Raw genomic sequence first — 21,958 nt, forward strand, 5'->3', positions numbered from 1 at the left:
GACGGCTACGGTGCGGGGGCATTTCTGAAGCGCCAGCTGGGCCGTCTGCTCGGCCTTGTGCTGCTTGGCGGAACCGCGCTCGGCGTTGCCGCCCTTGCCACATGGAACGTGGCCGACCCGAGCTTCAGCCACGCCACCGACAATCCGATCACCAATGCGATCGGCTATCCCGGCGCGGTTTTTGCCGATCTCGCAAGCCAGTTCTTCGGCCTTGCCGCTTTGGCGGCGCTCGTGCCCGTTGTTGCCTGGGGCATTCTTCTTTTGAGTGGCAGGCGCATCGACCGCAAGCCGTTGCGCGGCTTCGTTTGGTTCCTCGGCGCCGTGTTCGCCGCCGGCGTGGCAGGCTGCATCCCGCCGAGCGCTACCTGGCCCCTTCCAACGGGTTTGGGCGGCGTGTTCGGGGACATTGTCCTCAAGCTGCCGGCCTTGGCGCTTGGTGGCTACCCGCAGGGCGTTGCCGCCACCGTCCTGGCTGTCGTGCTTTGCGTCCCCGCGCTGGCCGGGTTGGCCTTTGGGGCCGGTCTCGTGGGACGCACCACAGCGCCTATTGCTGACGACGTGTTCGACGACGAAGAGGATACAGCATCCGCTGGCAGCTTCGACGACGAGGAGGACGCAGGCGGCGGTTCGGTTGTGATGGGCGCGCTGACCCATTGGTGGCTGTCGGGTCGGGCGATGCTCCGGCGCGCATCTGGTTCCGGCGAACGCCATGCTCCGGCCCGAAGCACACTGCGTCAGGCTATGGGTCGTATCGATCGCGATCTCGATATTGTTGCAGAACCGGTTGTGCCTTCCAGCCGCCGGGTGGAGCCAGGCTTCGGCGCAGCCGAGGATGAGTTCGACATGGACCGCCTGGTGGGCGTAACCCAGCCTGCTGCGCAACCGCGTCACGCCCCTGTCTCCGCGCCTTCGGTGGAAGCGCCTGCACGGCGCCCCATCGTGGTGGATGCGCCGGCTCCTCCGATCCAGCAGCAGCCAGCCCGGGTGGAGCCGGACTGGTCGAACTGGACGCCGGTTCAGGAGCGACCCAACGGCCACGTCCAGGCCTTCCGTTCCATGCCCGGTGCGGTGCGCGGCGTCCGCAAGCCGGAAGCGCCGGCCGCCGCCATGACGCAGGCGGCCGAACCACAATTCGAACCCTCGACCTTTGCGGACGAGGAGGACGACGCGCCCTTCGATCTGCCGTTCGATGAAAGCGATCTGGCGCTGGATGCACCTTTTGAGGTTCAGTCGCGGCGGGAAGCGCCGGACCAGCTGTTCGATGCACCGCAGATGACCCGCGGAGAAGCCACGGCCCGCGGCATCCAGCGCACCGATGCTGCGGCTTCGTCGCGTGTGGTGGAAGCGCCCCTGCCAAGCCGCGCCAAGATCGATGCGCCGGCGCCACGCCCTATCCCGGCTCCCGTTCCGCCGCGTGCGCCGGCCATCGTGGCCGCAAGCGACAGCGGCAGCTTTGAAAAGCCGTCGCTCGCCTTTTTGGCAGAACCCAAGAACATTGGCCGCGACCCGACCTTGTCGAAGGATGCGCTGGAACAGAATGCGCGCTTGCTTGAAGGCGTTCTGGAAGACTTCGGCGTCAAGGGCGAGATCATCCATGTGCGGCCCGGTCCGGTGGTGACGCTTTACGAACTGGAACCGGCGCCTGGCATCAAGTCGTCTCGCGTGATCGGACTGGCCGATGACATTGCCCGCTCCATGAGCGCCATTGCCGCCCGCGTGGCCGTTGTGCCGGGGCGGAATGCGATCGGCATCGAATTGCCGAACGCCCGCCGTGAGACCGTTTACCTGCGCGAGCTGCTGGCAAGCGCCGAGTTCGAAACCTCCAAGGCCAAGCTTGCCTTGGCGCTTGGCAAGACCATCAATGGCGAAGCCGTGATTGCCGACATTGCCAAGTTCCCGCATCTGCTTGTGGCCGGCACCACCGGTTCGGGCAAGTCGGTCGCGATCAACACCATGATCCTGTCGATCTTGTATCGCCTGCGGCCCGAAGAATGCCGCCTGATCATGATCGATCCGAAGATGCTGGAATTGTCGGTGTACGACGGCATTCCCCATCTTCTGACGCCGGTCGTCACCGACCCCAAGAAGGCGGTGGTGGCGCTGAAATGGACTGTGCGGGAAATGGAAGACCGCTACCGCAAGATGTCCAAGGTGGGCGTGCGCAACATCGAGGGCTTCAACCAGCGCGTGGCTCAGGCTCAAGCCAAGGGCGAAGCCATCAGCCGAACCGTGCAGACCGGCTTTGACCGCGAAACCGGCGAAGCGGTTTATGAAACGGAAGCACTCGACCTGCAGCCGCTGCCCTTCATCGTGGTGATCATCGATGAAATGGCCGACCTGATGATGGTGGCCGGCAAGGACATCGAAGGCGCCGTGCAGCGCCTGGCGCAGATGGCGCGTGCCGCCGGCATCCACGTGATCATGGCCACCCAGCGCCCGTCGGTCGACGTCATCACCGGCACCATCAAGGCGAACTTCCCGACCCGTATTTCTTTCCAGGTCACGTCCAAGATCGACAGCCGCACCATCCTTGGCGAGATGGGCGCCGAACAGCTGCTCGGCATGGGCGACATGCTTTACATGGCCGGCGGCGGGCGGATTCAGCGCGTGCACGGTCCGTTTGTTTCGGACGACGAGGTCGAAAAGGTGGTGGCCCACCTCAAGACGCAGGGCGCGCCGGAATATCTCGACGCCATCACCGAAGACGACGAAGACGAGGAGGACGATGCGCCTTCCGCGAAGGGCTCAGGCGGCGGCTCGTCGGGCGGCGGCAATTTCGAGGACTCGGAAGACCCGTATGACCAGGCAGTGGCCGTTGTGCTGCGCGACGGCAAGGCCTCGACCTCTTACATCCAGCGCCGCCTCGGGATTGGCTACAACCGTGCCGCTTCCATCATCGAGCGGATGGAAAAGGAAGGGATCGTTGGCCCGGCCAATCACGCGGGCAAGCGCGAGATTCTCGTGCCCACGGAGGACGACAAGTTCTAGTGAGCGCCGTGCGAGGTCCTTGGCGTCACGCACCCGACGCCATACCTGATGCGTGTTGAGCCCCAAAGAAGCCGACATGGCTGCTTATGGGTGTTCGAAACGAATCGCGACCATCAAGGAGCCCCTCATGCGCCAGCAGTTGTCCCGCAGCCTCGCCGCTTCGTCGGACCGTCGTTCCGTTCTCCGGCTGATGGGCGCCGGCACTCTCGCCGCCCTGCTGCTGGCCAGCCCGCTGGGCGGTTTGGCTCCGGCCAAAGCGGCTCCGGATGCCGCCGCGGCGCAGAAGGTTGCGGATCATTTCAGTCGTGTTCGCACCATGTCGGGCGAGTTCGTGCAGTTCGGCCCGCGCGGCGAGCAAACGGGCGGCAAGTTCTACATGGAGCGCCCCGGCAAGATCCGCTTCGATTACGAAGGCAAGAATGGCTACCGTGTCACGTCGGACGGCACGTCGGTGGTGATTTTCAACGACAAGATGCGCACCGCCGACCTTTACCCCTTGTCCAAGACACCGCTGAAGCTGCTGCTCGACAGCCGCATCGACCTGTCCGGCAACAAGCTAAAATCCGTGAAGCAGGAAGCGGACCTGCTGACGATCACGCTCAGCGATCGCAGCGTGTTCGGCAACGCCACCATCACCATGATGTTCGACCCGAACAGCTATGAGCTGAAGCAGTGGACGGTCACCGATGCGCAAGGCAAGGACACGACCGTGATGATCTTCAACACGCAGGAAGGGGTGAACCTCAATTCCAGCCTGTTTGCGATCAACTATAACCAGGTCGACCAGATGAACAGCAAGAAGTCCAGCAACCGCTAGCCATCCCGTCCTGCGCAGAAAGAACAGCCGCCTTTCGGGCGGCTGTTTTTCGTTGCAGAACCCTGTTCTGCGGTAGCGCGGCGGTTGCTTGTGCCCCTTCCGGCTGGCAGGGTCTCGCCGCTCCCCATCCCTGCAGATCGATCGCTCCCCATGCCCTTTTCGCTCGCCACCTGGAACATCAACTCGGTTCGGTTGCGCATGCCGATCGTGGAGCGCTTTCTACGAACCTACCAGCCCGACGTGCTTTGCTTGCAGGAGATCAAGGTTCCGGACGAGCTGTTCCCGACAGAAGCCTTTCATGCGATCGGCTATGAACACGTCACCTTCCATGGGCAGAAGGGTTACCATGGCGTCGCCACGGTGGCGCGGCACAAGATCGACCTCGAGGAAAAGCGCAACTTCTGTGAGATGGGCGATACTCGCCACATGTCGACGCGCATCGAAATCGCGGGCAAATCGATCCTGCTGCACAACTTCTATGTTCCGGCGGGCGGCGACGAGCCGGATCCTGCAAAGAACCCAAAATTCCGCCACAAGCTCGATTTTGTACAGGAAATGCATTGTATGGAGGCGCTTGCGGGCGAGAACACGGCGTCCATTCTCGTAGGCGATCTCAACATCGCGCCGCTGGAAAACGATGTGTGGTCACACAAGCAGATGCTGAAGGTCGTCAGCCACACGCCGGTGGAAACGCAGGGGTTGGAAGCGATGCGGCAGGCTTGCGGCTGGGAGGACCTGATGCGCCACCACATCCCGGCAGACCAGAAGCTTTACACCTGGTGGAGTTATCGCTCTGCAAACTGGCAAGTGGCCGACAAAGGGCGGCGGCTCGACCATGTATGGGGCTCGGCCAACCTGAAGCCGCTGTTGACCGATATCGAGGTGGTGCGTGACGCGCGTGGCTGGGACCGCCCTTCCGACCACGTGCCGGTGATCGCGCGGTTCGCACTGGACGTTTAGGGCCGCGGGCCTCTTCAATGGGCCCGGTTGCTACGAAGAGGGGATGCATCATGGCGCGCCGCGATTTTGATCCTTCCACCACGAAACCGGACGGGCGTGCTGCCCGCACCGCACGGTTGTTCAACCCGGAGGTAGAGGGGCCTTGGCGCGGCTCCCTCCCTGGCGATGCGCTTGGCGGCGCCGTCACGGTGCTCGCCTATGGCAACGAAACGCCAGGTCAAGGACCCAGGCTCCACGTGCATCCCTATGACGAAACCTTTCTCGTGATCATGGGGCGGGCCCGGTTCTTTGTGGGAGATCAGGTGATCGAGGCTGGAGCGGGCGAGGCGGTGCTCGGTCCTGCGGGCGTTCCGCACCGGTTCGAGAATCTCGGTCCGGGCCGTTTGCAAACGATCGACATCCACCATTCGCGGCAATGGATCCAAACCGATCTCGATTGACGGTTCTGCGCCTGAAAATGGCGCGGTGGACTTCCCTTATTCGCCGAACCGGCTCGACAACCGGGCGATCTTTGCGACGAGTTCCTGAAGGTCGGCCGCTATACGCTCATGCAGAAGATGCGCCGCATCCGGATATTCCTCCAGGATGCGGCGAAACAAGCGGCGGTTGAGCCGGATCAGGCTGACATCAGTGGCCGCGATCGCGCTTGTGGGGCGACTGGTGTCGGTGATCAGGGCGAGTTCGCCAAGGATAGCGTTACGCCCCAGCACCTGCAGTTCAACAGCGGCGTTGCCCACGCCATGCACCAGTCGCACGGAGCCAGAAACGATGAGAAACCCGCAATCGGCCGAATCTCCTTCGGCGTAGATCAACCGGCCGGCGGCGACGTTCAAGTTTTCCGCGCCGAAAGCCAGCAGCCGAAGCTGCTCCTGGGTGAAACCCTCGAACAGCGCCGCACCGGCTAAGATCCGGATATCGTCATCCAGCGCCATTCACACGTTGATCCTTGGCGACCCGTTCCCTGGAGGTCCACCACTTCTCACCGGCGATGGTTAAGGAACGAGCTTATACCCGCCGCTTTCTGTCACAAGAATTTCAGCATTGGAAGGATCGCGCTCGATCTTCTGCCGCAGCCGGTACACGTGGGTCTCAAGCGTGTGCGTGGTGACGCCGGAATTATAGCCCCAAACTTCCTCGAGCAGGATGTCACGCGTCACCACCTTCTGGTCGGCGCGGTACAGGTACTTGATGATCGAGGCTTCCTTTTCCGTCAGGCGAATCTTGCCGTTCTTGTTGTCCAGCAAGAGCTTCTGGCTTGGCTTGAAGGTGTAGGGCCCGACGGTGAAGGTCGCGTCCTCGCTTTGCTCGTGCTGGCGCAGTTGGGCGCGGATACGGGCGAGCAGAACGGCGAACCGGAACGGCTTGGTGACATAATCGTTCGCGCCGGCTTCCAACCCGAGGATGGTATCTGAATCGGTATCCTGGCCGGTGAGCATGATGATCGGCGCCTTGTAGCCACCCTTACGGAGCATCTTCACAGCTTCCCGCCCATCCATGTCCGGCAGGCCGACGTCCATGATCAGCAGATCCACCATGCGGCTGCGCGCCGTGGCAATGCCTTTGCCGGCCGTCGGCTCTTCGATAACCTCGAACTCTTCATACATGCCGAGCTGCTCGGCGAGCGTGGTACGCAGGTCGTCGTCATCATCGACAATGAGGATGGTGCGAGAAGTCATCAGCCAGTTCCGTTGTTTACACAATCAAATGAGAAGCGGGATGAATTTGGCAATATGCTGAACGTGTTCCAAGGCAGGGGAAGGCTCACAGTGAAGTGTTCAACAGTGAAGAGTGGCCGCACTGACCGAAGCCGCCTCCTTGTGGTTCGGCCGAGACCCTCCCGACCAACGCAGGGTCTCCTGTCGGTGGGCAACACTGTTTTTCCGTGCGCGCTCGGCCGTGGTGGGATCACCGCAAACAAGCGGGAAGGTGATGGTGGCACTCCGCTGGGTCGCATGCGCCTCTTGTCCGGCTTTGTTCGCGATCGACGCTTTGCTTTCTGCAGCCCGCTGCCGCTCCAGCGGATCACCCGGGATCTCGGCTGGTGCGAGGTGCCGGATGACCGTAACTACAACCGCCCCGTCCGCATCCCCTACGGCGCCAGCCATGAGCGCATGATGCGCAACGACGCACTCTATGACGCCTGCATGGTGCTCGACTGGAACATCCGGCCACGCAAGCGTGGGCGCGGCAGCGCGATCTTTTTCCACCTGGCACGGCCGGGCTTCACGCCAACGGAAGGCTGCGTGGCGGTGACCCCGAAGGTGATGGCGCGCTTGCTGCCGCGCTTGTCGCCCCGCTCGGTGATGGTGGTGCAAAGAAACTAGACGCCGCTTCTCCTTGTCAGCACGTTCTGCCCTGCCTGGGATCGCTTTCCCGCTTCGTGCATTCCTTTTCGCTGCAGAAAGGAACCCAACATGGCTCTGTCCGAAAAAGCGTTGTCCATCCTCACCTTTGCCGCTTATCACCGCCTGGCAAGCGGGATGATCGTTCGCGATGTCGTTCTCGAGGACGGCGCCGGCCACAAAGCAGATGCAGACGGTGTCGCTGAAATGAAGGAGGCGGGGCTGCTTGAGGTGAACGACACGCGCGGCACGCTGACGGACCAGGGCGAAGCCATGCTCTCCAAGGTCGTTGAAGCGATCAGGGGCGTGGGCTAGCCGAGCGACCAAACCGTCGTGCGCTTGACCTCGGCGTCTTCCAGGGCCCGGGTGACCGCAACCTCGTATACGGCTTGTTCAACCAGATGCTGCCGCGGCAAGTAGCTTCGACCCGGGTCTCCCACCAGAACGGTGGCGCCGCGCATAGCTAGGTTCTGAAACCAGGGCAGGAGTTGCTCGGCAAAGTTGCGGTCATAAAAAACATCTCCCGCCAGAACGACCTGCCAGCCTTCGTCGACGCCGATGAGATCCTGAGTGCGGGAGGCGAGCTGCACCTTGTTCGCTTCGGCGTTCAAGGACATTGCCTGGGCGCAGAACGGGTCGATGTCGGCTGCGTCTACCCAGGCAGCGCCGGCCTTGGCGGCGGTGATTCCCACCAACCCTGACCCCGACGCGAAGTCGAGCACGCTTTTGCCGCGAACGAGTTCGGGATGATCGAGCACAAAGCGCCCGAGGCCCTGTCCGCCGGCCCAGGCAAAGGCCCAGAAAGGCGGCGGCAGCCCAATTGCCTCCAGCTCCTCTTCCGTGCGCAGCCACAGGTCGTGGGCTTCCGTTGCGAGGTGGAGTACGATTTCCGGCACATGCGGCGGGCGCATCACGGTAGTGTTGGCCAAAATGAAAGCGCGGGCAGCGCTCGGCGACAGGGTCACGCTCAGTTCTTCACGCCACCCATGCGACAGACTTCCTGCCATTCAGCGGGCGTCACCGGCTGAACGGACAAGCGCATGGAGGTGACCAGCGACATGTCGGCGAGCTTCGGGTTGGCCTTGATGGCCTTCAAGGTTACGGGCTGCGGCACGTCCTCCACCGCGCGGATACCGACGCAATCCCAGCGCGGGTCTTCCGTGGTGGGGTCCTGATGTGACAGGGCAGAGACTTCCACGATGCCGACGACCTCGAGCCCCTCGTTGGAATGGTAGAAGAAGCCGCGGTCGCCGATCTTCATCGCGCGCATGTTGTTGCGCGCCTGGTAGTTGCGCACGCCGGTCCAGGTTTCGCCAGCCTTCCCCTTCGCCTTCTGCTGTTCCCAAGACCAGGTCGAAGGTTCGGACTTGAAGAGCCAATATTGCTCGGTCATTGCGCTTCAGGCTTGTTGAAGACCCAGTTCCAGCCGCGGATCTCCACATTTTGGAACAGGCCGGCCTTGGCGTAAGGGTCGTTCTCGGCAATCCGCTGCGCGGCATCCCTGCTCTCAGCGTCCACGATCACAATGGAGCCGGTGGGCTTGATGTCTTCGCCAAGCGTCGGGCCGGCCAGAACCAGCTTGCCCTCGGCATTGAGCGCGTTCAGGTATTCGACATGCGCCGGCCGGTTGTCGAGGCGAACCTGCAGATGATCCGGCTTGTCCGTGCAGTAAATGGCGTAGTTCATGGCACAACTCCCTTTGCGGCTTCCATGCGCATCCGCGCGCGCCCGGTCAATCCGCTTCGTGGCGAAGCGGCCGGGTCATCAAGGCAGTCACCGCCTCGCGGATTGTCTGCTCGCCCTTCAAGATCGCATCGACCGCTTCGATGATGGGTGCGTCGACCCCGCGCTCTCTCGCGATCCTGACGGCAATCGCAGCCGTTGCAACGCCTTCCGCGAGCGGCCGGCCGTTGAGGTCCTCGCTGCGTCCCAACGCTTCTCCATAGGCAAAGTTACGCGATTGGCTTGAGCCGCATGTGAGCATCAGGTCGCCCAAGCCGGACAAGCCCATCAGGGTTTCGCTGCGCCCCCCGAGCGCTTCGCCCAGGCGCCGCAACTCCACGAAGCCGCGGGTGATGAGAGCCGCCTGCGCGCTGGCGCCGAGCCCTGCGCCCGCGGCAGCACCGGCAGCAAGCGCCAGCACGTTCTTCAAGGCGCCGCCGACTTCCACGCCCGTAAGGTCGTCGCTCGAATAACAGCGCAGTCGCGGTGTCGACAGCGCCGCGGAGAGTCCGGCAGCAAGTGTGCGGTCCTGTGCTGCGACCGTGACCGCCGTGGGGAGCCCACGGGCGAGGTCGGTAGCGAAGCTTGGGCCTGACAAGGACGCTGGCTGGTTTCCCGGCAGAACCGAACGAAGAACCTGCGAAGGCAGTTCGCCGGTGTCGCGCTCAATCCCTTTCGCACAGATCACCACGGGAACGCCGCCGGGAATCGCGGAAGCAAGCGAGCCCAGCACCGCACGCAAGGTTTGGGCCGGGACAACCGCCAGAACAAGGGTTGCTCTCTCAAGGGCAACGGCCGCGTCGCTTGTGGCTCGAAGTGTCGGGTCGAGGCTGATGCCGGGAAGATAGCGGGGGTTCTCGCCGCGGCTGTTGATGGCTTCGATCGTCGCGGCATCGCGCGCCCAAAGCAGCGTTTCGCGGCCGGCTGCGGCAAAGGTGTTGGCCAGCGCCGTTCCCCAGGCGCCGCCGCCCAGCACAACGGTCCGCCCCCTCTTCATGCCTTGGCACCCCGGCGGCCGGATCCGACCAGTGGCACAGCATCGCGGTCGAGCGGCCAGCGCGAGCGCGGCCTAAAGCGCATGGGGTCGTCATCAACAAGTCCGCAGGCGAGGCGTTCAGCGGCGGCCCAGGCAATCATCGCCGCGTTGTCCCCGCAAAGCCGCATCGGCGGCGCAATGAAACGAAAGCCGTGGCGGGCGGCGAGCGTGGTAAGACCATTTCGCACGGCGGTGTTCGCCGCCACCCCGCCTGCCACCACCAGCGCGGGTTCGGCGGCATCGGCATAAAGCTCTCGGAACCGGAGCAGGGCACGCCCGACCCGATCATCGAGCGTGTCCACGATCGCGCGCTGAAACGAAGCGGAAATGTCTGCCCGGTCCTGTCCCGACAAAGGTGCAATTGCGGTTGCAGCCTGTCGCACGGCGGTTTTCAGCCCGGAAAACGAGAAGTCCAGCCGTTGCTCGCCTTTCAGCGGCCGCGGAAAAGCGAAGCGTTTTGCGTTTCCGGCTTCCGCCGCGCGCTCCACGTTGGGACCGCCGGGGAAAGGCAAGCCGATGAGCTTTGCCGTTTTGTCGAAGGCTTCGCCCAGAGCATCGTCGATAGTGGTGCCCCAGCGCTGGTAGTCGCCAACACCCCTCACAAGCACCAGTTGGGTATGGCCGCCGGAAACCAGGAGCAAAAGGTAAGGAAATGCCACGCCGTCCGTCAAACGCGCGGTCAGCGCATGACCTTCCAGATGATTGACCGGCAGGAGCGGCTTGCCGGTAGCGGCTGCAAGCGCCTTGGCCGTCATCAGGCCGACGATAAGGCCGCCCACGAGCCCGGGCCCAGCCGTTGCGGCAATTGCATCCACGTCGCCGAGCTTGAGATCCGCGTCACGCAAGGCTGCCGCGACAATGTCGTCCAGCGCTTCCACATGGGCGCGGGCCGCGATTTCGGGCACAACGCCGCCAAAGGCGGCATGCTCGTCGACCTGGCTCAAGACGATGTTGGACAGGATCGTGCCGGCGCCTGCTTCATCGCGTTCCACCACCGCCGCGGCGGTTTCGTCGCAGCTCGTTTCGATGCCGAGAACGCGCAAGCGCACCGTTGAAGCCTTCCCGTGATTGCCGCTGGCGCCGTTCCCCGTTAGGAGGAGCGCCAAGCCCATTCGATCGGGCGCGACTATCACGGACGCCGTTCTTCATGCAAACAGACCTCATCCGCATTGGCACCCGCGGCAGCGACCTCGCCCTGGCGCAGGCGCGTGAAACGCGGACCCGGCTGATGGTGGCGCATGGTTTGCCGGAAGACGCGTTCGCCATCGTCGTGATCACCACCACGGGCGACCGCATCACCAACCGCCCCCTGTCGGAAGTCGGCGGCAAAGGCCTTTTCACCAAGGAAATCGAAGAAGCGCTGCTCGACCGGCGCATCGACCTTGCGGTTCATTCGTCCAAGGACATGCCGACCCTTCTACCCGAGGGGCTTGAACTTTCCGCCTTCCTCCAGCGCGAAGATCCCCGCGACGCCTTTATCGGCAAGACCGCGCCTACGATCGAAGGTCTGCCGGAGGGCGCCGTTGTCGGATCAGCGTCGCTGCGACGCCAGGCACTCCTCAAGCGCATGCGGCCCGATCTCCAGGTCGTGCTGTTTCGCGGCAATGTGCCGACCCGGCTAGCCAAGCTCCACGCTGGCGAGGTGGATGGCACGCTGCTGGCGCAGGCCGGCTTGAAGCGCCTCGGGCTCGAAGCGGCCACCACGGATCTCCTGCCGCTCGACACCTTTCCGCCCGCACCAGGGCAGGGCGCAATCGCCATCGAGACACGGGTTGGCGACGGCCGGATCGCTGCCATCCTGCAGCCGATCCACCATGCCCCAACCGGCGCGGCACTAGCCTGCGAACGGGCGTTTCTCGGCGCGCTGGACGGTTCCTGCAAAACGCCCATCGCTGGCTATGCCAAAGTCGACGGTGAGGCTCTTTCGTTTCACGGCATGATCCTGACGCCGGATGGCGTTGAAGCGCATGAGATCCGGCTCAACGGCACGCTTGCGGATGCGGTCGGCATCGGGGCGGAAGCGGCTGCTGATCTCCGAGAACGGGCAGGGCCGCACTTTTTCGCGACATGGTAGAACGTCGTTTGGCGCGGGTTCTCGTAACACGCCCTGAACCCGGCGCCAGCCGCACCGCCGCGCTTTTGAAGCAGCGCGGCTTTGCTCCCCTGGTGCTGCCGCTCACGGAAATCTTCCCCGTCGACGGCTTCATTCCCGACCACCCTTTCCACGCCGTGGCAGTGACCAGCGCCAATGCCGCTCGGATGATGGAGTCCAGCAACATCGCTAAGCTTCGGCACGCACCCTGTTACGCAGTGGGTGCGCAAACGGCCGCGGCATGCCGCGACGCCGGCTTCTCCCATGTGTTGCAGGAAGGGGGAACCGCCGACGCACTTGCTGACCGGCTGATCAAGGACATGCCGGCCGGGGCCGGGATCCTTTACCTCTGCGGATCACCCCGCAAGCCGGTGCTGGAAACGCGCCTGCGCGCGGCGCAATGCCATGTTGAAGCCGTTGAAGTCTACCGGACCCATCGCCTCATTCCAGCGGAAGCGTGCCGAGGCCGGCTTGCCGAAACAGGGTTCGACGCCGCCCTGCTTTACTCCGCGGAAGGGGCGCGAGCGCTCCTTGCCCTTCTGGCCGACCTGCCAGCGCAGAGCTTTTCTGGTGCACGCTTCATTTGCTTGTCGGCGGATGTTGCGGCTGTCTTGCCGAGGGAATGGCAGGTTTTTGCGGCCATCCAGCCGGTGGAAGAGGAGCTTCTGGCCGTACTCCAGGCGCAGTTTCTTCCGGAAAACCGCTGATCGTGAATCAGGGCAAGGGTCTTTTCGAAAGACCCTGCTGTGCTAGATCGCACAAAGAGATGTTGCGTGCGGCATCGCAAATGTCGGTGTGTAGAACGCGGAGACGACAGGATGGTGAAACCCCCGAGCAAACGGCACTCCAAGAGCGGCCGCGAGCCCGTCACCATTGATCACGAATCGACGGAAGCCAAGATTACGGCTTCGCCCGGTGATGGTGGCCCGTTTGAGGGCTCGCCTGCTGGCAGTGCCTCGTCGTTCAGTGAAGCAGAAGGTTCGGCTTTGTCGGGGCAACCTGAACGTGGACCTGCCACGCAGCCCGGCCAAACACATGAAGGCGCTGCCGGCACAAGCGCGCAAGCAGATCGACCCGTTGAAGACGATGCCCTGATCGACACGCATTTCGATGCGCAGCCGCAGCAAGGCGAAAGCACTACGCCGGCACACTCCTCCAGTGACATGCTGCATGCGGACCGACAGGACGCAGCAACCGCCGATGCGTCTTCCGCAAACGATGTCGGGCGGTCCGGAACAGATGAGTCCCAGCTTCCCCCAGACCCCTACGACACGCCGGAGCCGGATGTGAGCACCCCCGTTTCAGACAACAACTCCACGAACCGCCGCGCTGGCGCCGGCATCGGTGCGCTTCTGGCGGCGGCGGTAGCGGGCGGCATCATCTCGCTTGCCGGCTACACTGCGCTTGAAACCGCCGGCGTGTTTGGCGCCGAAACGGGCCGATCCGCGGCAGACATCCAGTCGCTCCGGCAGGACGTCGCGCAGCTGCAAAGCGAAGCCGGCGCCGGGGCAAACGCCGGCGACATCGAGGAGCTCCGCAGCCAGGTCGCAGCCCTTCAGGAGGCGAGCGGCAACGATGGCTCCGAGCAGATCGACGCACTCGCCACACGGGTGGAGGATCTTTCGGCGCAGCTGTCGCAGGTCGCGGAGAATTCCGCACCCCAGGATCTCGGACCCATCACCGGGCGGCTCGACTCGCTCGAAACAGCCGTGCAGAACGCGACGCAAACGCAAGGCGGGTTCGAAGAGCGCTTCAGTTCCCTGCAATCGTCCATCGACTCCATGCAGTCGTCGATCGCCACGCTGGAGCAGCGGGTGGAGGAACGTGCCAACCACCCGCGCCTCGCCCTTGCCATTACGGCTTCTGCGTTGAAGGCGGCCATTGATCGAGGTCAGTCCTTCCAAACCGAGCTCGAGGCTTACACGCAAGCGGCTTCCGATCCTTCGGAAGTCGAGCCCCTGCGCGACATGGCCGAAAGCGGCGTTCCGACCCGAGCCGCCATTGCCGATTCGCTGCCGCAAGCCGCTGATGCCATGGTTGCCGCCGGGCGCAGCACGCCGGAAGATGGCGGCGTCTTTGATCGTCTCTGGTCCAGCGCCGCCAGCGTCGTGGACGTCCGGCCCGTGGGGGCAAACGTTCAGGGCAATGCGCCGGCGGCGGTCGTTGCGCGTCTCGAAGCGGCGGTTCGGGCCGGCGATTACGCCCGCGCGCTCAACGAATATGAAGCGCTGCCGGACGCGTCCAAGCAGGCCGGTGCCGATTTCATCGCCAAGGTGCGCGCGCGCCAAACGGCGGATGATCTTGTCAGCAAGGCCTTGAACGAAGCGCTGAAGGCCTAGGAACAACCATGCTGCGTTTGCTTGCCTTCCTTCTTGTCATCTTCGCGCTCGGACTAGGGTTTACCTGGCTCGCCGATCGACCGGGCGAGATGCTGTTGACCCTGGGCGGCTATCAGTACCGCGTCTCGATCATGGTGGCTGCGGTGGCCGTGGTGGCCATCGTTGCCGGCGTGATGCTCCTTTGGTGGATCCTGAAGGAACTCTGGAACAGCCCTTATGCCGTGACACGCTATTTCCGCGGACGGCGGCGGGATCGTGGCTACGAAGCGCTTTCCACGGGTCTGATTGCAGCCGGATCCGGTGATGCGGTGAAGGCGCGCCAGATGCGCAAGCAGGCGGTGAAGCTGATCAGCAGCGATCGGGAACCTCTGGTTCATCTCCTTGATGCGCAAACCGCGATGTTGGAAGGCGATCACGACGGTGCTCGCAAGAAATTCGAGGCGATGCTGGACGACCCGGACATGCGCCTGCTCGGCTTGCGCGGCCTTTACCTGGAAGCCGAGCGGCATGGCGACCACGCCGCCGCAAGGCATTATGCCGGGCGCGCGGCGGCTGCCGCGCCGCAACTTGCTTGGGCATCCGACTCGGTTCTGGAAGAAAAGGTCGAACAAGGCGATTGGGATGCCGCGCTCAAGATTGTGGAGGCCCAGAAGTCCACCAAGCAGATCGACCGCGACGTACTTAACCGCCGCAAGGCCGTGATGCTCACCGGCAAGGCAATGGCGCTGTTCGACACCCAATTCGATCAAGCCAAGGCAGCGGCGCTCGAAGCCAACCGTTTGCAGCCGGAATTCGTCCCGGCCGCCGTGATGGCGGCGCGCGCTTATTTCCGCGGTGACGATCTTCGCCGGGGGTCCAAGCTCCTGGAGCATGTTTGGAAGCGCAACCCTCATCCGGAAGTGGCGCAGGCCTATGTTTTCGCACGCTCAGGCAACTCCACGCATGACCGGCTTCAGCGGGCGCAGAAGCTGCAGTCCATGCGGCAAAACAATGTAGAATCGGCCCTCATCGTCGGTCGCGCCGCGCTTGATGCACGCGAATTCACCCTCGCCCGTGAGCAGGCGGAAGCAGCCCTGCGGCTGGAGCCGCGGGAAGCCGTTTACCTGCTTCTGGCCGACATCGAGGAAGCTGATGTCCGCAACCAAGGCAAGATCCGCGAGTATCTCGGCAAGGCTTTGCGCGCGCCGCGAGATCCCGCCTGGGTGGCCGACGGCATTGTTTCGCAAACATGGGCGCCGGTTTCGCCGGTGACGGGCCGCCTGGACGCTTTTGAATGGAAGGCGCCGGTGGATCGTGCGTCGCCTGTTATCGAGCAGCACCATCCGGAAAACGAAGCGGAACGGTATCAGCCTGAAATCCTGCCGGCCCCAACCACCGTTGTTCCTTCGCCGGGTGTGGAGGAGCCGGAAGACCGGCCTGCTGATAGCGTCGAGCCCCGAGCGGAAATGGATGGGCTGATCGACGTCACGGACGAGCCCATGCCGGAACCCGCGCCCGAGGAGGAAGCCTCCCCGGCGCCGATCAACGGCGATGCGCCTGTTCAGCCCGCTGCGAACGAGCCTGTCATCGGGGAGCCAGAGCATGAGCGCGAGGATCTTGCGCTGCCGCGTCCTCCGGATGATCCGGGCGTCGACGGCAAGGATGACGGCAAAGCCGCTTCTAGCCGCTTCCGCTTGTTCTAGCCTCGCGGAACTCCACCTCACTCCGGCTTGCGGTGCGATCCCCGCGCCATGGTCCGGTTCAGCCGCAACCAAGCCCATGCACCGGAAACAGGCAGGCAGATGTTTGAGCGACTGAGATCCTTTCTGAAAGGCCTGCCGGCCAAGGAAACCACAGGATTGGGCGCCGATGATCCGCGCGTGGCCGTGGCGGCTCTGCTGATTCATGTCATGGATGCCGATGGCGTGCGCAGCGAAGAAGAACGCGCTGCCATGAAGCGGGCGCTGCAGGAAAGTTTTGGCTTGGAAGGCGGCGAACTCGAATCGGTGGTGAAGGCCGGGGAGCACGCGGAACAGGAATCGGTGGATTTTTACGCTTTCACCAGCGTGGTGAACCGCGAACTCGACGAGCAGCAGCGGCTCGAACTGATTGCGTTGATGTGGCAGATTGTTTTTGCCGACGGATCACCGCATGAATTGGAAGACAATGTGGTGTGGCGCGTCGCGGAACTGATCGGCGTCGAACGGCGCGCCCGCATGGAAATGCGCATCAAGGCAAGCGGGCGCACACCCCTGCTTCAGGACGGCGACAGCCAAGGGAACTAGTCTGCGAAATGAAGGGCGCGGAAAAGGCGAAGATCCTGATCGTTCTGCACCAGGAGCGCTCCAGCGCCGGACGGGTGGGGCAGGCTCTTCTGGAAGAAGGGTTCGAACTGGATATCCGTCGCCCCCCTTTGGGCGATCCGCTGCCGTCCACCCTTTCCGACCATCGCGGCGCGGTGATTTTCGGCGGGCCGATGAGCGCCAACGATCCCGACGAATTCGTGAAGCGCGAGATTGACTGGCTCGCCGTTCCCCTCAGGGAGAACAAGCCTTTCCTCGGCATCTGCCTCGGCGCCCAGATGCTGTGCAAGCATCTAGGCGGCACGGTCGGCCCGCATCATGACGGGCATGTCGAGATCGGCTGGTATCCGATCCACCCGACGCCCGAAGGCAAGGCGCTGCTGGATTGGCCGGAAATGGTTTACCATTTTCACCGGGAAGGCTTTTCCTTGCCGCGCGACGCGACGCTGCTGGCCACCGCCGATGCTTATCCGAACCAAGCTTACCGCTATGGCCACCATGCATTCGGCATCCAGTTCCATGCCGAGCTGACGCGGGTGATGATGCAACGCTGGATCGTGCACGGCGCACACCGCTTCACCTTGCCGGGCGCGCAACCGGGACGCGACCACCTTGGCGGCCGCATGATCTGGGACATGCACCTGAAACGTTGGTTGGGTGACTTCCTGGCGGAGATCTTCGGCACGACGCGGCAAAAGATCGCGGTTCCAAAATACGGCTGATCCGATCGCAGCTCTGTCTGACCGACTCTAGTGGGCGAGGCAGGCCGCGCAGGTGCCCCGCATTTCGATGATGGTCTTTTCCAGCTTGAACCCGTTGCTGCCAGCCCAGCCGGTAAGCCGCTCTTCCACCGCCTCGTCGGTGAACTCTTCCACGCGACCACAGCGTTCGCAGATCGCAAACGCGATCACGCCGTGTCCATGAGGGTGGCTCCCCGGCCCATGGTCGTGCCGATGGCTGCAGGCCACAAAGGAGTTCAAGCTTTCCAGCCGGTGAACAAGGCCAAAGGCGATCAACTTTTCCAGCGCCCGATAAACCTGAAGCGGCGCGCGGAACCCGTCATCGCGGAGATGATCGAGCAGGGAATAGGCGCTCAAGGGCGCGGCAGAATTCTGCAGGGCAGAGAGAACCAGCTGCTGGTTCTTGGTCAGTGCGTGGGAAGGGGCTGCGGGCGCTGCTGCGGCCATAAAAGCGATGGTCCTTCGTAATCAGAGTGCCGGTTGCATCGGCGGCTGGTCGAATGTAATAACATCACGTGCTGCCGATCTCAAGTCGGTCCCTTTTTTGCAGGCGGTGTAGCCGCATCCGATAGCCGGTCCATGTCTGACGCTGCCATCACCTTCGATAACCTGACGCTCGGATATAACAGCCATCCGGCTGTGCATCATCTCTCCGGAACGGTGACGCGCGGCGCGTTGACTGCGGTGGTGGGCGCCAACGGGTCGGGCAAGTCTACCTTGATGAAAGGCATCGCCGGCATCCTGAAGCCGATGGCCGGCGCAGTGCAGGTGAACAACAAGGCCCGCATGGCTTACCTGCCGCAAGGCACGGAACTTGACCGCTCCTTTCCTGCCCGCGTCATTGATCTCGTGTCCATGGGCCTTTGGCCGCGGCGCGGCCTTCTTGGTCGCTACAGCCGCAGCGACTGGCAAAAAGTGGAAGCGGCGATTGCTGCCGTGGGCCTGGTGGGCTTCGAGGCGCGATCGCTCGACACCCTGTCAGGCGGACAGTTGCAACGCGCCCTTTTCGCGCGCGTGGTGCTGCAGGATGCTGAACTGATCCTCCTCGATGAGCCGTTCAACGCGGTTGACCAGCGCACCATTGCCGATCTTCTCGCGTTGATGCAGCACTGGCATCGGGAACATCGGACTGTTCTGGTTGTGGTGCATGACCACGACCTCGTCCGGCAGCACTTGCCGGAAGCCCTTCTTTTGGCACGGCGCCCGATCGCCTGGGGTCAATCAGCCGTGGTTCTGAACAGCGAGAACCTCGCGAAAGCGCGCCATTTCGACGAAGCCTGGGACGAGAACGCACCGTGGTGCGCACCGGGCGAGCATGCGCACGACCATGTCCACGACGCCCCGCATGCCCATGTTCACCACGACCATGGGCATCACGAACATGGGCATCACGACCTGCACAAGGGTGCCGCGTGATGGAAAGCGCGTATCAGTTTCTCGTTGCTCCCTTTGTCGAGTTCGAGTTCATGCAAAGGGCGCTGGCAGGCGCCATTCTTCTGGCGCTGGGTTCGTGCCCGATCGGCGTGTTCCTGATGCTGCGACGCATGAGCCTGACGGGCGACGCCATGGCGCATGCCATCCTGCCGGGCGCAGCGGTCGGCTTTCTCTTGTTTGGCCTGGAACTCGTGCCCATGACCATCGGCGGGCTCGTCGCCGGCGTGGTGGTGGCACTTGGCGCCGGCGCGGTATCGCGCCTCACGGTTCAGAAGGAGGACGCCTCCATGGCCGCCTTCTACCTGATCTCGCTGGCGCTCGGTGTGTTGATCGTCTCCATGCGCGGCTCCAGCGTCGATCTTCTCCATGTGCTGTTCGGCACCGTTCTGGCGCTGAACGACGACGCGCTTTTCCTGATCGGCGGCATCAGCGTGGTCACGCTCGTTTCGCTGGCAATCTTTTGGCGCGCTCTGGTCGCCGAGTGCCTCGACCCCTTGTTTCTGCGTTCCGTATCCTCGCTCGGACCGCCGGTGCATTTCCTGTTTCTCGGGCTTGTGGTTTTGAACCTCGTTGGCGGGTTCCAGGCACTCGGAACGCTGCTTGCGGTGGGCTTGATGATGCTGCCGGCAGCCGCCGCGCGTTTCTGGACCACGCGGCTCGAACCGCTGTGCCTCTTGGCGATTGCCATCGGCATTGCATCCTGCGTCGCGGGCCTGCTGATTTCCTACCACGCGTCGCTGCCGTCCGGCCCGGCGATCATCCTTTCGGCCGGGATTGTTTATCTCCTTTCCATGATCATCGGCCCGCGCGGGCTGATCCCTACCCGCCTGCGCCCGGCCGCTCACCGCACAGCCTGACCCCCAGGAGCAATTAGCCATGATCAAGCACAGCTTCCTTGCTGCCACCGCAATACTCGCGATTACGTTCCCGCTGTCGCCGGCGTCGGCGGCCGAGCCGCTCAAGGTCGTGGCGAGTTTCTCAATTCTCGGAGATCTCGCCAGCCGCGTCGGTGGCGATGCGGCCGAGATCACGACGCTGGTTGGGCCGAACGGGGATGCGCATGTTTATGAGCCGAGCCCCGCTGATGCCGTGGCGCTGAAAGCTGCGGATGTGATCCTCGCCAATGGCCTTGGGCTCGAAGGTTTCCTGCCCCGCCTGGTGCAAGCCAGCGGGACAAGGGCAGCGCTTGTGGAACTCGCAACCGGCGTGGCGCTCATCGACACGGCCGAGCACGAGCACCGCGACAGCCATGAGGAAGCCCACGGCGACAAGCACGGGCACGAGGACGGGCATGGGCATGAGGAAGCGCATGCCGCGGACCATCACGACCACAATCACGGCGACCATGACCCGCATGCGTGGCAATCAGTGGAGAATGCGAGAATCTATGTCCGCAACATCGCGGACGCGTTTTGCCGCGTGGATGCCGACCGCTGCGACAACTACCGCGCCAATGCTGAAGCCTATGATGGCGAGCTTGTCGCCCTGGACGAGGAGATCAGGGCTGCCGTTTCCGCCGTTCCCGCGGAAAAGCGCGTGGTGATCACCGGACATGAAGCGTTCGGCTATTTCGCCGACGCTTACGGCATGACGTTTCTGGCGCCGGAAGGCGTGTCCACGGCATCGGAAGCCTCAGCCGCCGACGTCGCCGCCTTGATCAAGCAGGTTCGCGAAGACAAAGCATCTGCCATCTTCCTGGAATCGATCTCAAACCCGCGGTTGATTGAGCAGATTGCGCGCGAAACCGGCGTGACGGTGGGCGGCGAACTTTATTCCGACGCGCTTTCCGAAGCAGACGGTCCGGCCGCGACTTATCTCGACATGATGCGCCACAACGTGCGGGTCATTCGCGCGGCCATCTCCGGCAGCTGATTTTCCAAGGACGGGCGCGGCTACCCGCCATGCTTCCGGTTTTTTGACTTCCAAAGGCTGGTCTTTCGGCTTAGGCGTTCGCGGCGGGCAGACGCGGAAGAGCATCCGGCCGTCGTGCTTGCCTGAACTCCAAGGGAGGATTTTGTGGATCGTCGCTCATTTTTCCGTACCGCAGGCCAGGCTTCAGCCGGTGCTGCGGCTGCAACCGTGCTTGCCGCACCTGCCATTGCGCAATCGCAACCCAAGATCAGTTGGCGCCTGACGTCGGCTTATCCGAAGAGCCTCGACACGTTGTATGGCATCAGCGAACAGCTGTCCAAGCGCGTGTCCGAAGCCACCGATGGCAACTTCACCATCCAGCCATTTGCGGCCGGTGAAATCGTCGGCGCCTTGCAGGCAACCGATGCCGTCACGGCTGGCACCGTGGAATGCGCCCACACGCTGTCATCGTTCTCGATCGGCAAGGATCCGGCCTTTGCCTTCGACACATCGCTGCCGTTTGGTTTGAACACGCGCCAGCATATCAGCTGGCTTTATTACGGCGGCGGACGCGAACTCGTGAACGAGTTCATGGACGAGTACAACATCCACGCCATTCCGGCCGGCAACACCGGCGCGCAGATGGGCGGCTGGTTTCGCAAGGAGATCAAGTCGCTCGACGACCTGCAGGGTCTCAAGATGCGCATCGCCGGTCTCGGCGGCACCATCATGTCGCGGCTGGGCGTCGTGCCGCAGGTGATCGGCGGCGGCGATATCTACCCGTCGCTCGAGCGTGGGACGATCGACGCTGCAGAGTTTTCTGGCCCGTACGATGACGAGAAGCTCGGCTTCCAGAAGGTCGCGCCGTTCTATTATTATCCTGGCTGGTGGGAAGGCACGGCCAACGTGATGCTCGCCATCAACAAGGACAAGTGGAACGAGCTCCCGAAGCAGTACCAGGCGCTCGTGGAAGCCGCTTCCTCCGAAACCATGTCGCATTGCGTCGCCAAATACGACGCGCGCAACCCGGAAGCGCTTTACCGCCTCGTTGCCAATGGCGCGCAACTGCGGCCCTTCCCGCAGGATGTGCTTCAGGCGGCCTTGACGGAGTCGCGCAAGCTTTACGACGAATACGCGGCCAGCAATCCCAAGTTCAAGAAGTTCTACGACAGCTGGCTGCCGTTTTCGCAGAAGCAGCAGGTGTGGTGGCGCGTGGCGGAAATTCCATTCGACAGCTTCGCTTCCGCCAGTGCCGGCCAGCAGCAGCAACAGCAGCCGCAACAGTAAAAAAGTAAGGGGTGCCCGCAACGGCACCCCTTCTTCCTTTCAGCCTGAAACGTTTCCTTGTCGCCGTG

Annotated in this window: 23 protein-coding genes and 1 pseudogene; 16 read left to right on the forward strand and 8 right to left on the reverse strand. The window is 63.3% G+C overall.

The genetic code is table 11. The features are described 5' to 3' along the window. Window positions 1–42 precede the first annotated feature (42 nt). The 4 genes and pseudogenes from J5Y06_RS02665 to J5Y06_RS02680 all read left to right on the forward strand — a co-directional run. A pseudogene (locus J5Y06_RS02665) lies at window positions 43–2,988 on the forward strand (DNA translocase FtsK); the annotation flags it as partial. A gap of 127 nt (window positions 2,989–3,115) precedes the next feature. After that, window positions 3,116–3,805 carry an outer-membrane lipoprotein carrier protein LolA gene (locus tag J5Y06_RS02670; RefSeq protein ID WP_209333554.1) on the forward strand — a complete coding sequence of 230 codons (690 nt, stop codon included), beginning with the start codon at window positions 3,116–3,118 and terminating at the stop codon, window positions 3,803–3,805. A gap of 150 nt (window positions 3,806–3,955) precedes the next feature. Next, window positions 3,956–4,765, forward strand: coding sequence for an exodeoxyribonuclease III (locus J5Y06_RS02675; protein WP_209333555.1), 810 nt, complete (start codon window positions 3,956–3,958; stop codon window positions 4,763–4,765). Between the two features lie 50 nt (window positions 4,766–4,815). Next, window positions 4,816–5,205 (forward strand): cupin domain-containing protein, encoded by a 390-nt coding sequence (locus tag J5Y06_RS02680; protein ID WP_209333556.1) that lies wholly within the window; start codon window positions 4,816–4,818, stop codon window positions 5,203–5,205. Between the two features lie 36 nt (window positions 5,206–5,241). Here J5Y06_RS02680 and J5Y06_RS02685 read toward each other — a convergent pair whose 3' ends face one another. Together J5Y06_RS02685 and J5Y06_RS02690 are read right to left on the reverse strand one after the other, a co-directional pair. After that, window positions 5,242–5,697 (reverse strand): Crp/Fnr family transcriptional regulator, encoded by a 456-nt coding sequence (locus tag J5Y06_RS02685; protein ID WP_209333557.1) that lies wholly within the window; start codon window positions 5,695–5,697, stop codon window positions 5,242–5,244. Window positions 5,698–5,757: 60 nt separating this feature from the next. Next, window positions 5,758–6,441 carry a response regulator transcription factor gene (locus tag J5Y06_RS02690; protein WP_209333558.1) on the reverse strand — a complete coding sequence of 228 codons (684 nt, stop codon included), beginning with the start codon at window positions 6,439–6,441 and terminating at the stop codon, window positions 5,758–5,760. Window positions 6,442–6,531: 90 nt separating this feature from the next. Here J5Y06_RS02690 and J5Y06_RS02695 point away from each other — a divergent pair, with 90 nt between their 5' ends. Together J5Y06_RS02695 and J5Y06_RS02700 are read left to right on the forward strand one after the other, a co-directional pair. Continuing rightward, on the forward strand, window positions 6,532–7,089 hold the full coding sequence (locus J5Y06_RS02695) for a L,D-transpeptidase family protein (protein WP_342453355.1): 558 nt from the start codon (window positions 6,532–6,534) through the stop codon (window positions 7,087–7,089). 90 nt (window positions 7,090–7,179) lie between these two features. Beyond that, window positions 7,180–7,422 (forward strand): hypothetical protein, encoded by a 243-nt coding sequence (locus tag J5Y06_RS02700; protein WP_209333560.1) that lies wholly within the window; start codon window positions 7,180–7,182, stop codon window positions 7,420–7,422. Here the strand turns inward: J5Y06_RS02700 and J5Y06_RS02705 are convergent. From J5Y06_RS02705 to tsaD, 5 genes are read right to left on the reverse strand one after another with little or no spacing between them, the layout of a single operon-like run. Further along, on the reverse strand, window positions 7,419–8,114 hold the full coding sequence (locus J5Y06_RS02705; RefSeq protein WP_209333561.1) for a class I SAM-dependent methyltransferase: 696 nt from the start codon (window positions 8,112–8,114) through the stop codon (window positions 7,419–7,421). The genes J5Y06_RS02700 and J5Y06_RS02705 overlap by 4 nt on opposite strands. Then, on the reverse strand, window positions 8,075–8,500 hold the full coding sequence (locus J5Y06_RS02710) for an EVE domain-containing protein (protein ID WP_209333562.1): 426 nt from the start codon (window positions 8,498–8,500) through the stop codon (window positions 8,075–8,077). Before J5Y06_RS02710 ends, J5Y06_RS02705 begins: the two co-directional genes overlap by 40 nt. After that, window positions 8,497–8,793 (reverse strand): YciI-like protein, encoded by a 297-nt coding sequence (locus J5Y06_RS02715; RefSeq protein ID WP_209333563.1) that lies wholly within the window; start codon window positions 8,791–8,793, stop codon window positions 8,497–8,499. Before J5Y06_RS02715 ends, J5Y06_RS02710 begins: the two co-directional genes overlap by 4 nt. 46 nt (window positions 8,794–8,839) lie before the next feature. Continuing rightward, entirely contained in the window at window positions 8,840–9,826 is a 987-nt protein-coding gene (locus J5Y06_RS02720) for an NAD(P)H-dependent glycerol-3-phosphate dehydrogenase (RefSeq protein ID WP_209333564.1), read from the reverse strand. After that, window positions 9,823–10,908, reverse strand: coding sequence for a tRNA (adenosine(37)-N6)-threonylcarbamoyltransferase complex transferase subunit TsaD (gene tsaD, locus J5Y06_RS02725; protein ID WP_209334339.1), 1,086 nt, complete (start codon window positions 10,906–10,908; stop codon window positions 9,823–9,825). Before tsaD ends, J5Y06_RS02720 begins: the two co-directional genes overlap by 4 nt. Window positions 10,909–11,012: 104 nt before the next feature. Between tsaD and hemC the strand changes: the two genes are divergently transcribed. The 6 genes from hemC (at window position 11,013) to J5Y06_RS02755 (ending at window position 17,300) form a co-directional block, all read left to right on the forward strand. Then, window positions 11,013–11,939 carry a hydroxymethylbilane synthase gene (hemC, locus tag J5Y06_RS02730; RefSeq protein ID WP_209333565.1) on the forward strand — a complete coding sequence of 309 codons (927 nt, stop codon included), beginning with the start codon at window positions 11,013–11,015 and terminating at the stop codon, window positions 11,937–11,939. Beyond that, a complete protein-coding gene (locus J5Y06_RS02735) occupies window positions 11,933–12,664 on the forward strand; it encodes a uroporphyrinogen-III synthase (RefSeq protein ID WP_245247531.1) in 732 nt (243 codons plus the stop codon). The genes hemC and J5Y06_RS02735 overlap by 7 nt, the downstream gene beginning before the upstream one ends. A 111-nt stretch (window positions 12,665–12,775) precedes the next feature. After that, window positions 12,776–14,296: a COG4223 family protein gene (locus J5Y06_RS02740; protein ID WP_209333566.1), complete on the forward strand. Its 1,521-nt coding sequence runs from the start codon at window positions 12,776–12,778 to the stop codon at window positions 14,294–14,296. Between the two features lie 8 nt (window positions 14,297–14,304). Beyond that, window positions 14,305–15,978: a heme biosynthesis protein HemY gene (locus J5Y06_RS02745; protein WP_209333567.1), complete on the forward strand. Its 1,674-nt coding sequence runs from the start codon at window positions 14,305–14,307 to the stop codon at window positions 15,976–15,978. Between the two features lie 99 nt (window positions 15,979–16,077). Then, window positions 16,078–16,560 (forward strand): tellurite resistance TerB family protein, encoded by a 483-nt coding sequence (locus J5Y06_RS02750; RefSeq protein ID WP_209333568.1) that lies wholly within the window; start codon window positions 16,078–16,080, stop codon window positions 16,558–16,560. A gap of 8 nt (window positions 16,561–16,568) precedes the next feature. After that, window positions 16,569–17,300, forward strand: coding sequence for a glutamine amidotransferase (locus tag J5Y06_RS02755; RefSeq protein ID WP_209333569.1), 732 nt, complete (start codon window positions 16,569–16,571; stop codon window positions 17,298–17,300). 27 nt (window positions 17,301–17,327) lie between these two features. On the opposite strand, the gene J5Y06_RS02760 is transcribed toward J5Y06_RS02755, so the two are convergent. Then, window positions 17,328–17,765, reverse strand: a complete 438-nt coding sequence (locus J5Y06_RS02760) for a Fur family transcriptional regulator (protein ID WP_209333570.1) — start codon at window positions 17,763–17,765, stop codon at window positions 17,328–17,330. A 132-nt stretch (window positions 17,766–17,897) separates the two neighbouring features. Here J5Y06_RS02760 and aztA point away from each other — a divergent pair, with 132 nt between their 5' ends. The 4 genes from aztA (at window position 17,898) to J5Y06_RS02780 (ending at window position 21,890) form a co-directional block, all read left to right on the forward strand. Further along, window positions 17,898–18,734, forward strand: coding sequence for a zinc ABC transporter ATP-binding protein AztA (gene aztA / locus J5Y06_RS02765; RefSeq protein ID WP_209333571.1), 837 nt, complete (start codon window positions 17,898–17,900; stop codon window positions 18,732–18,734). Then, window positions 18,734–19,609, forward strand: a complete 876-nt coding sequence (aztB, locus tag J5Y06_RS02770; protein WP_209333572.1) for a zinc ABC transporter permease AztB — start codon at window positions 18,734–18,736, stop codon at window positions 19,607–19,609. Before aztA ends, aztB begins: the two co-directional genes overlap by 1 nt. Window positions 19,610–19,628: 19 nt before the next feature. Then, window positions 19,629–20,624 (forward strand): metal ABC transporter solute-binding protein, Zn/Mn family, encoded by a 996-nt coding sequence (locus J5Y06_RS02775; RefSeq protein WP_209333573.1) that lies wholly within the window; start codon window positions 19,629–19,631, stop codon window positions 20,622–20,624. Between the two features lie 144 nt (window positions 20,625–20,768). Continuing rightward, window positions 20,769–21,890, forward strand: coding sequence for a TRAP transporter substrate-binding protein (locus J5Y06_RS02780; protein ID WP_209333574.1), 1,122 nt, complete (start codon window positions 20,769–20,771; stop codon window positions 21,888–21,890). The last annotated feature ends 68 nt before the right edge of the window (window positions 21,891–21,958 follow it).

It is taken from the genome of Tianweitania sediminis (assembly GCF_017813335.1).
Classification (GTDB): Bacteria; Pseudomonadota; Alphaproteobacteria; order Rhizobiales; family Rhizobiaceae; genus Tianweitania; species Tianweitania sediminis.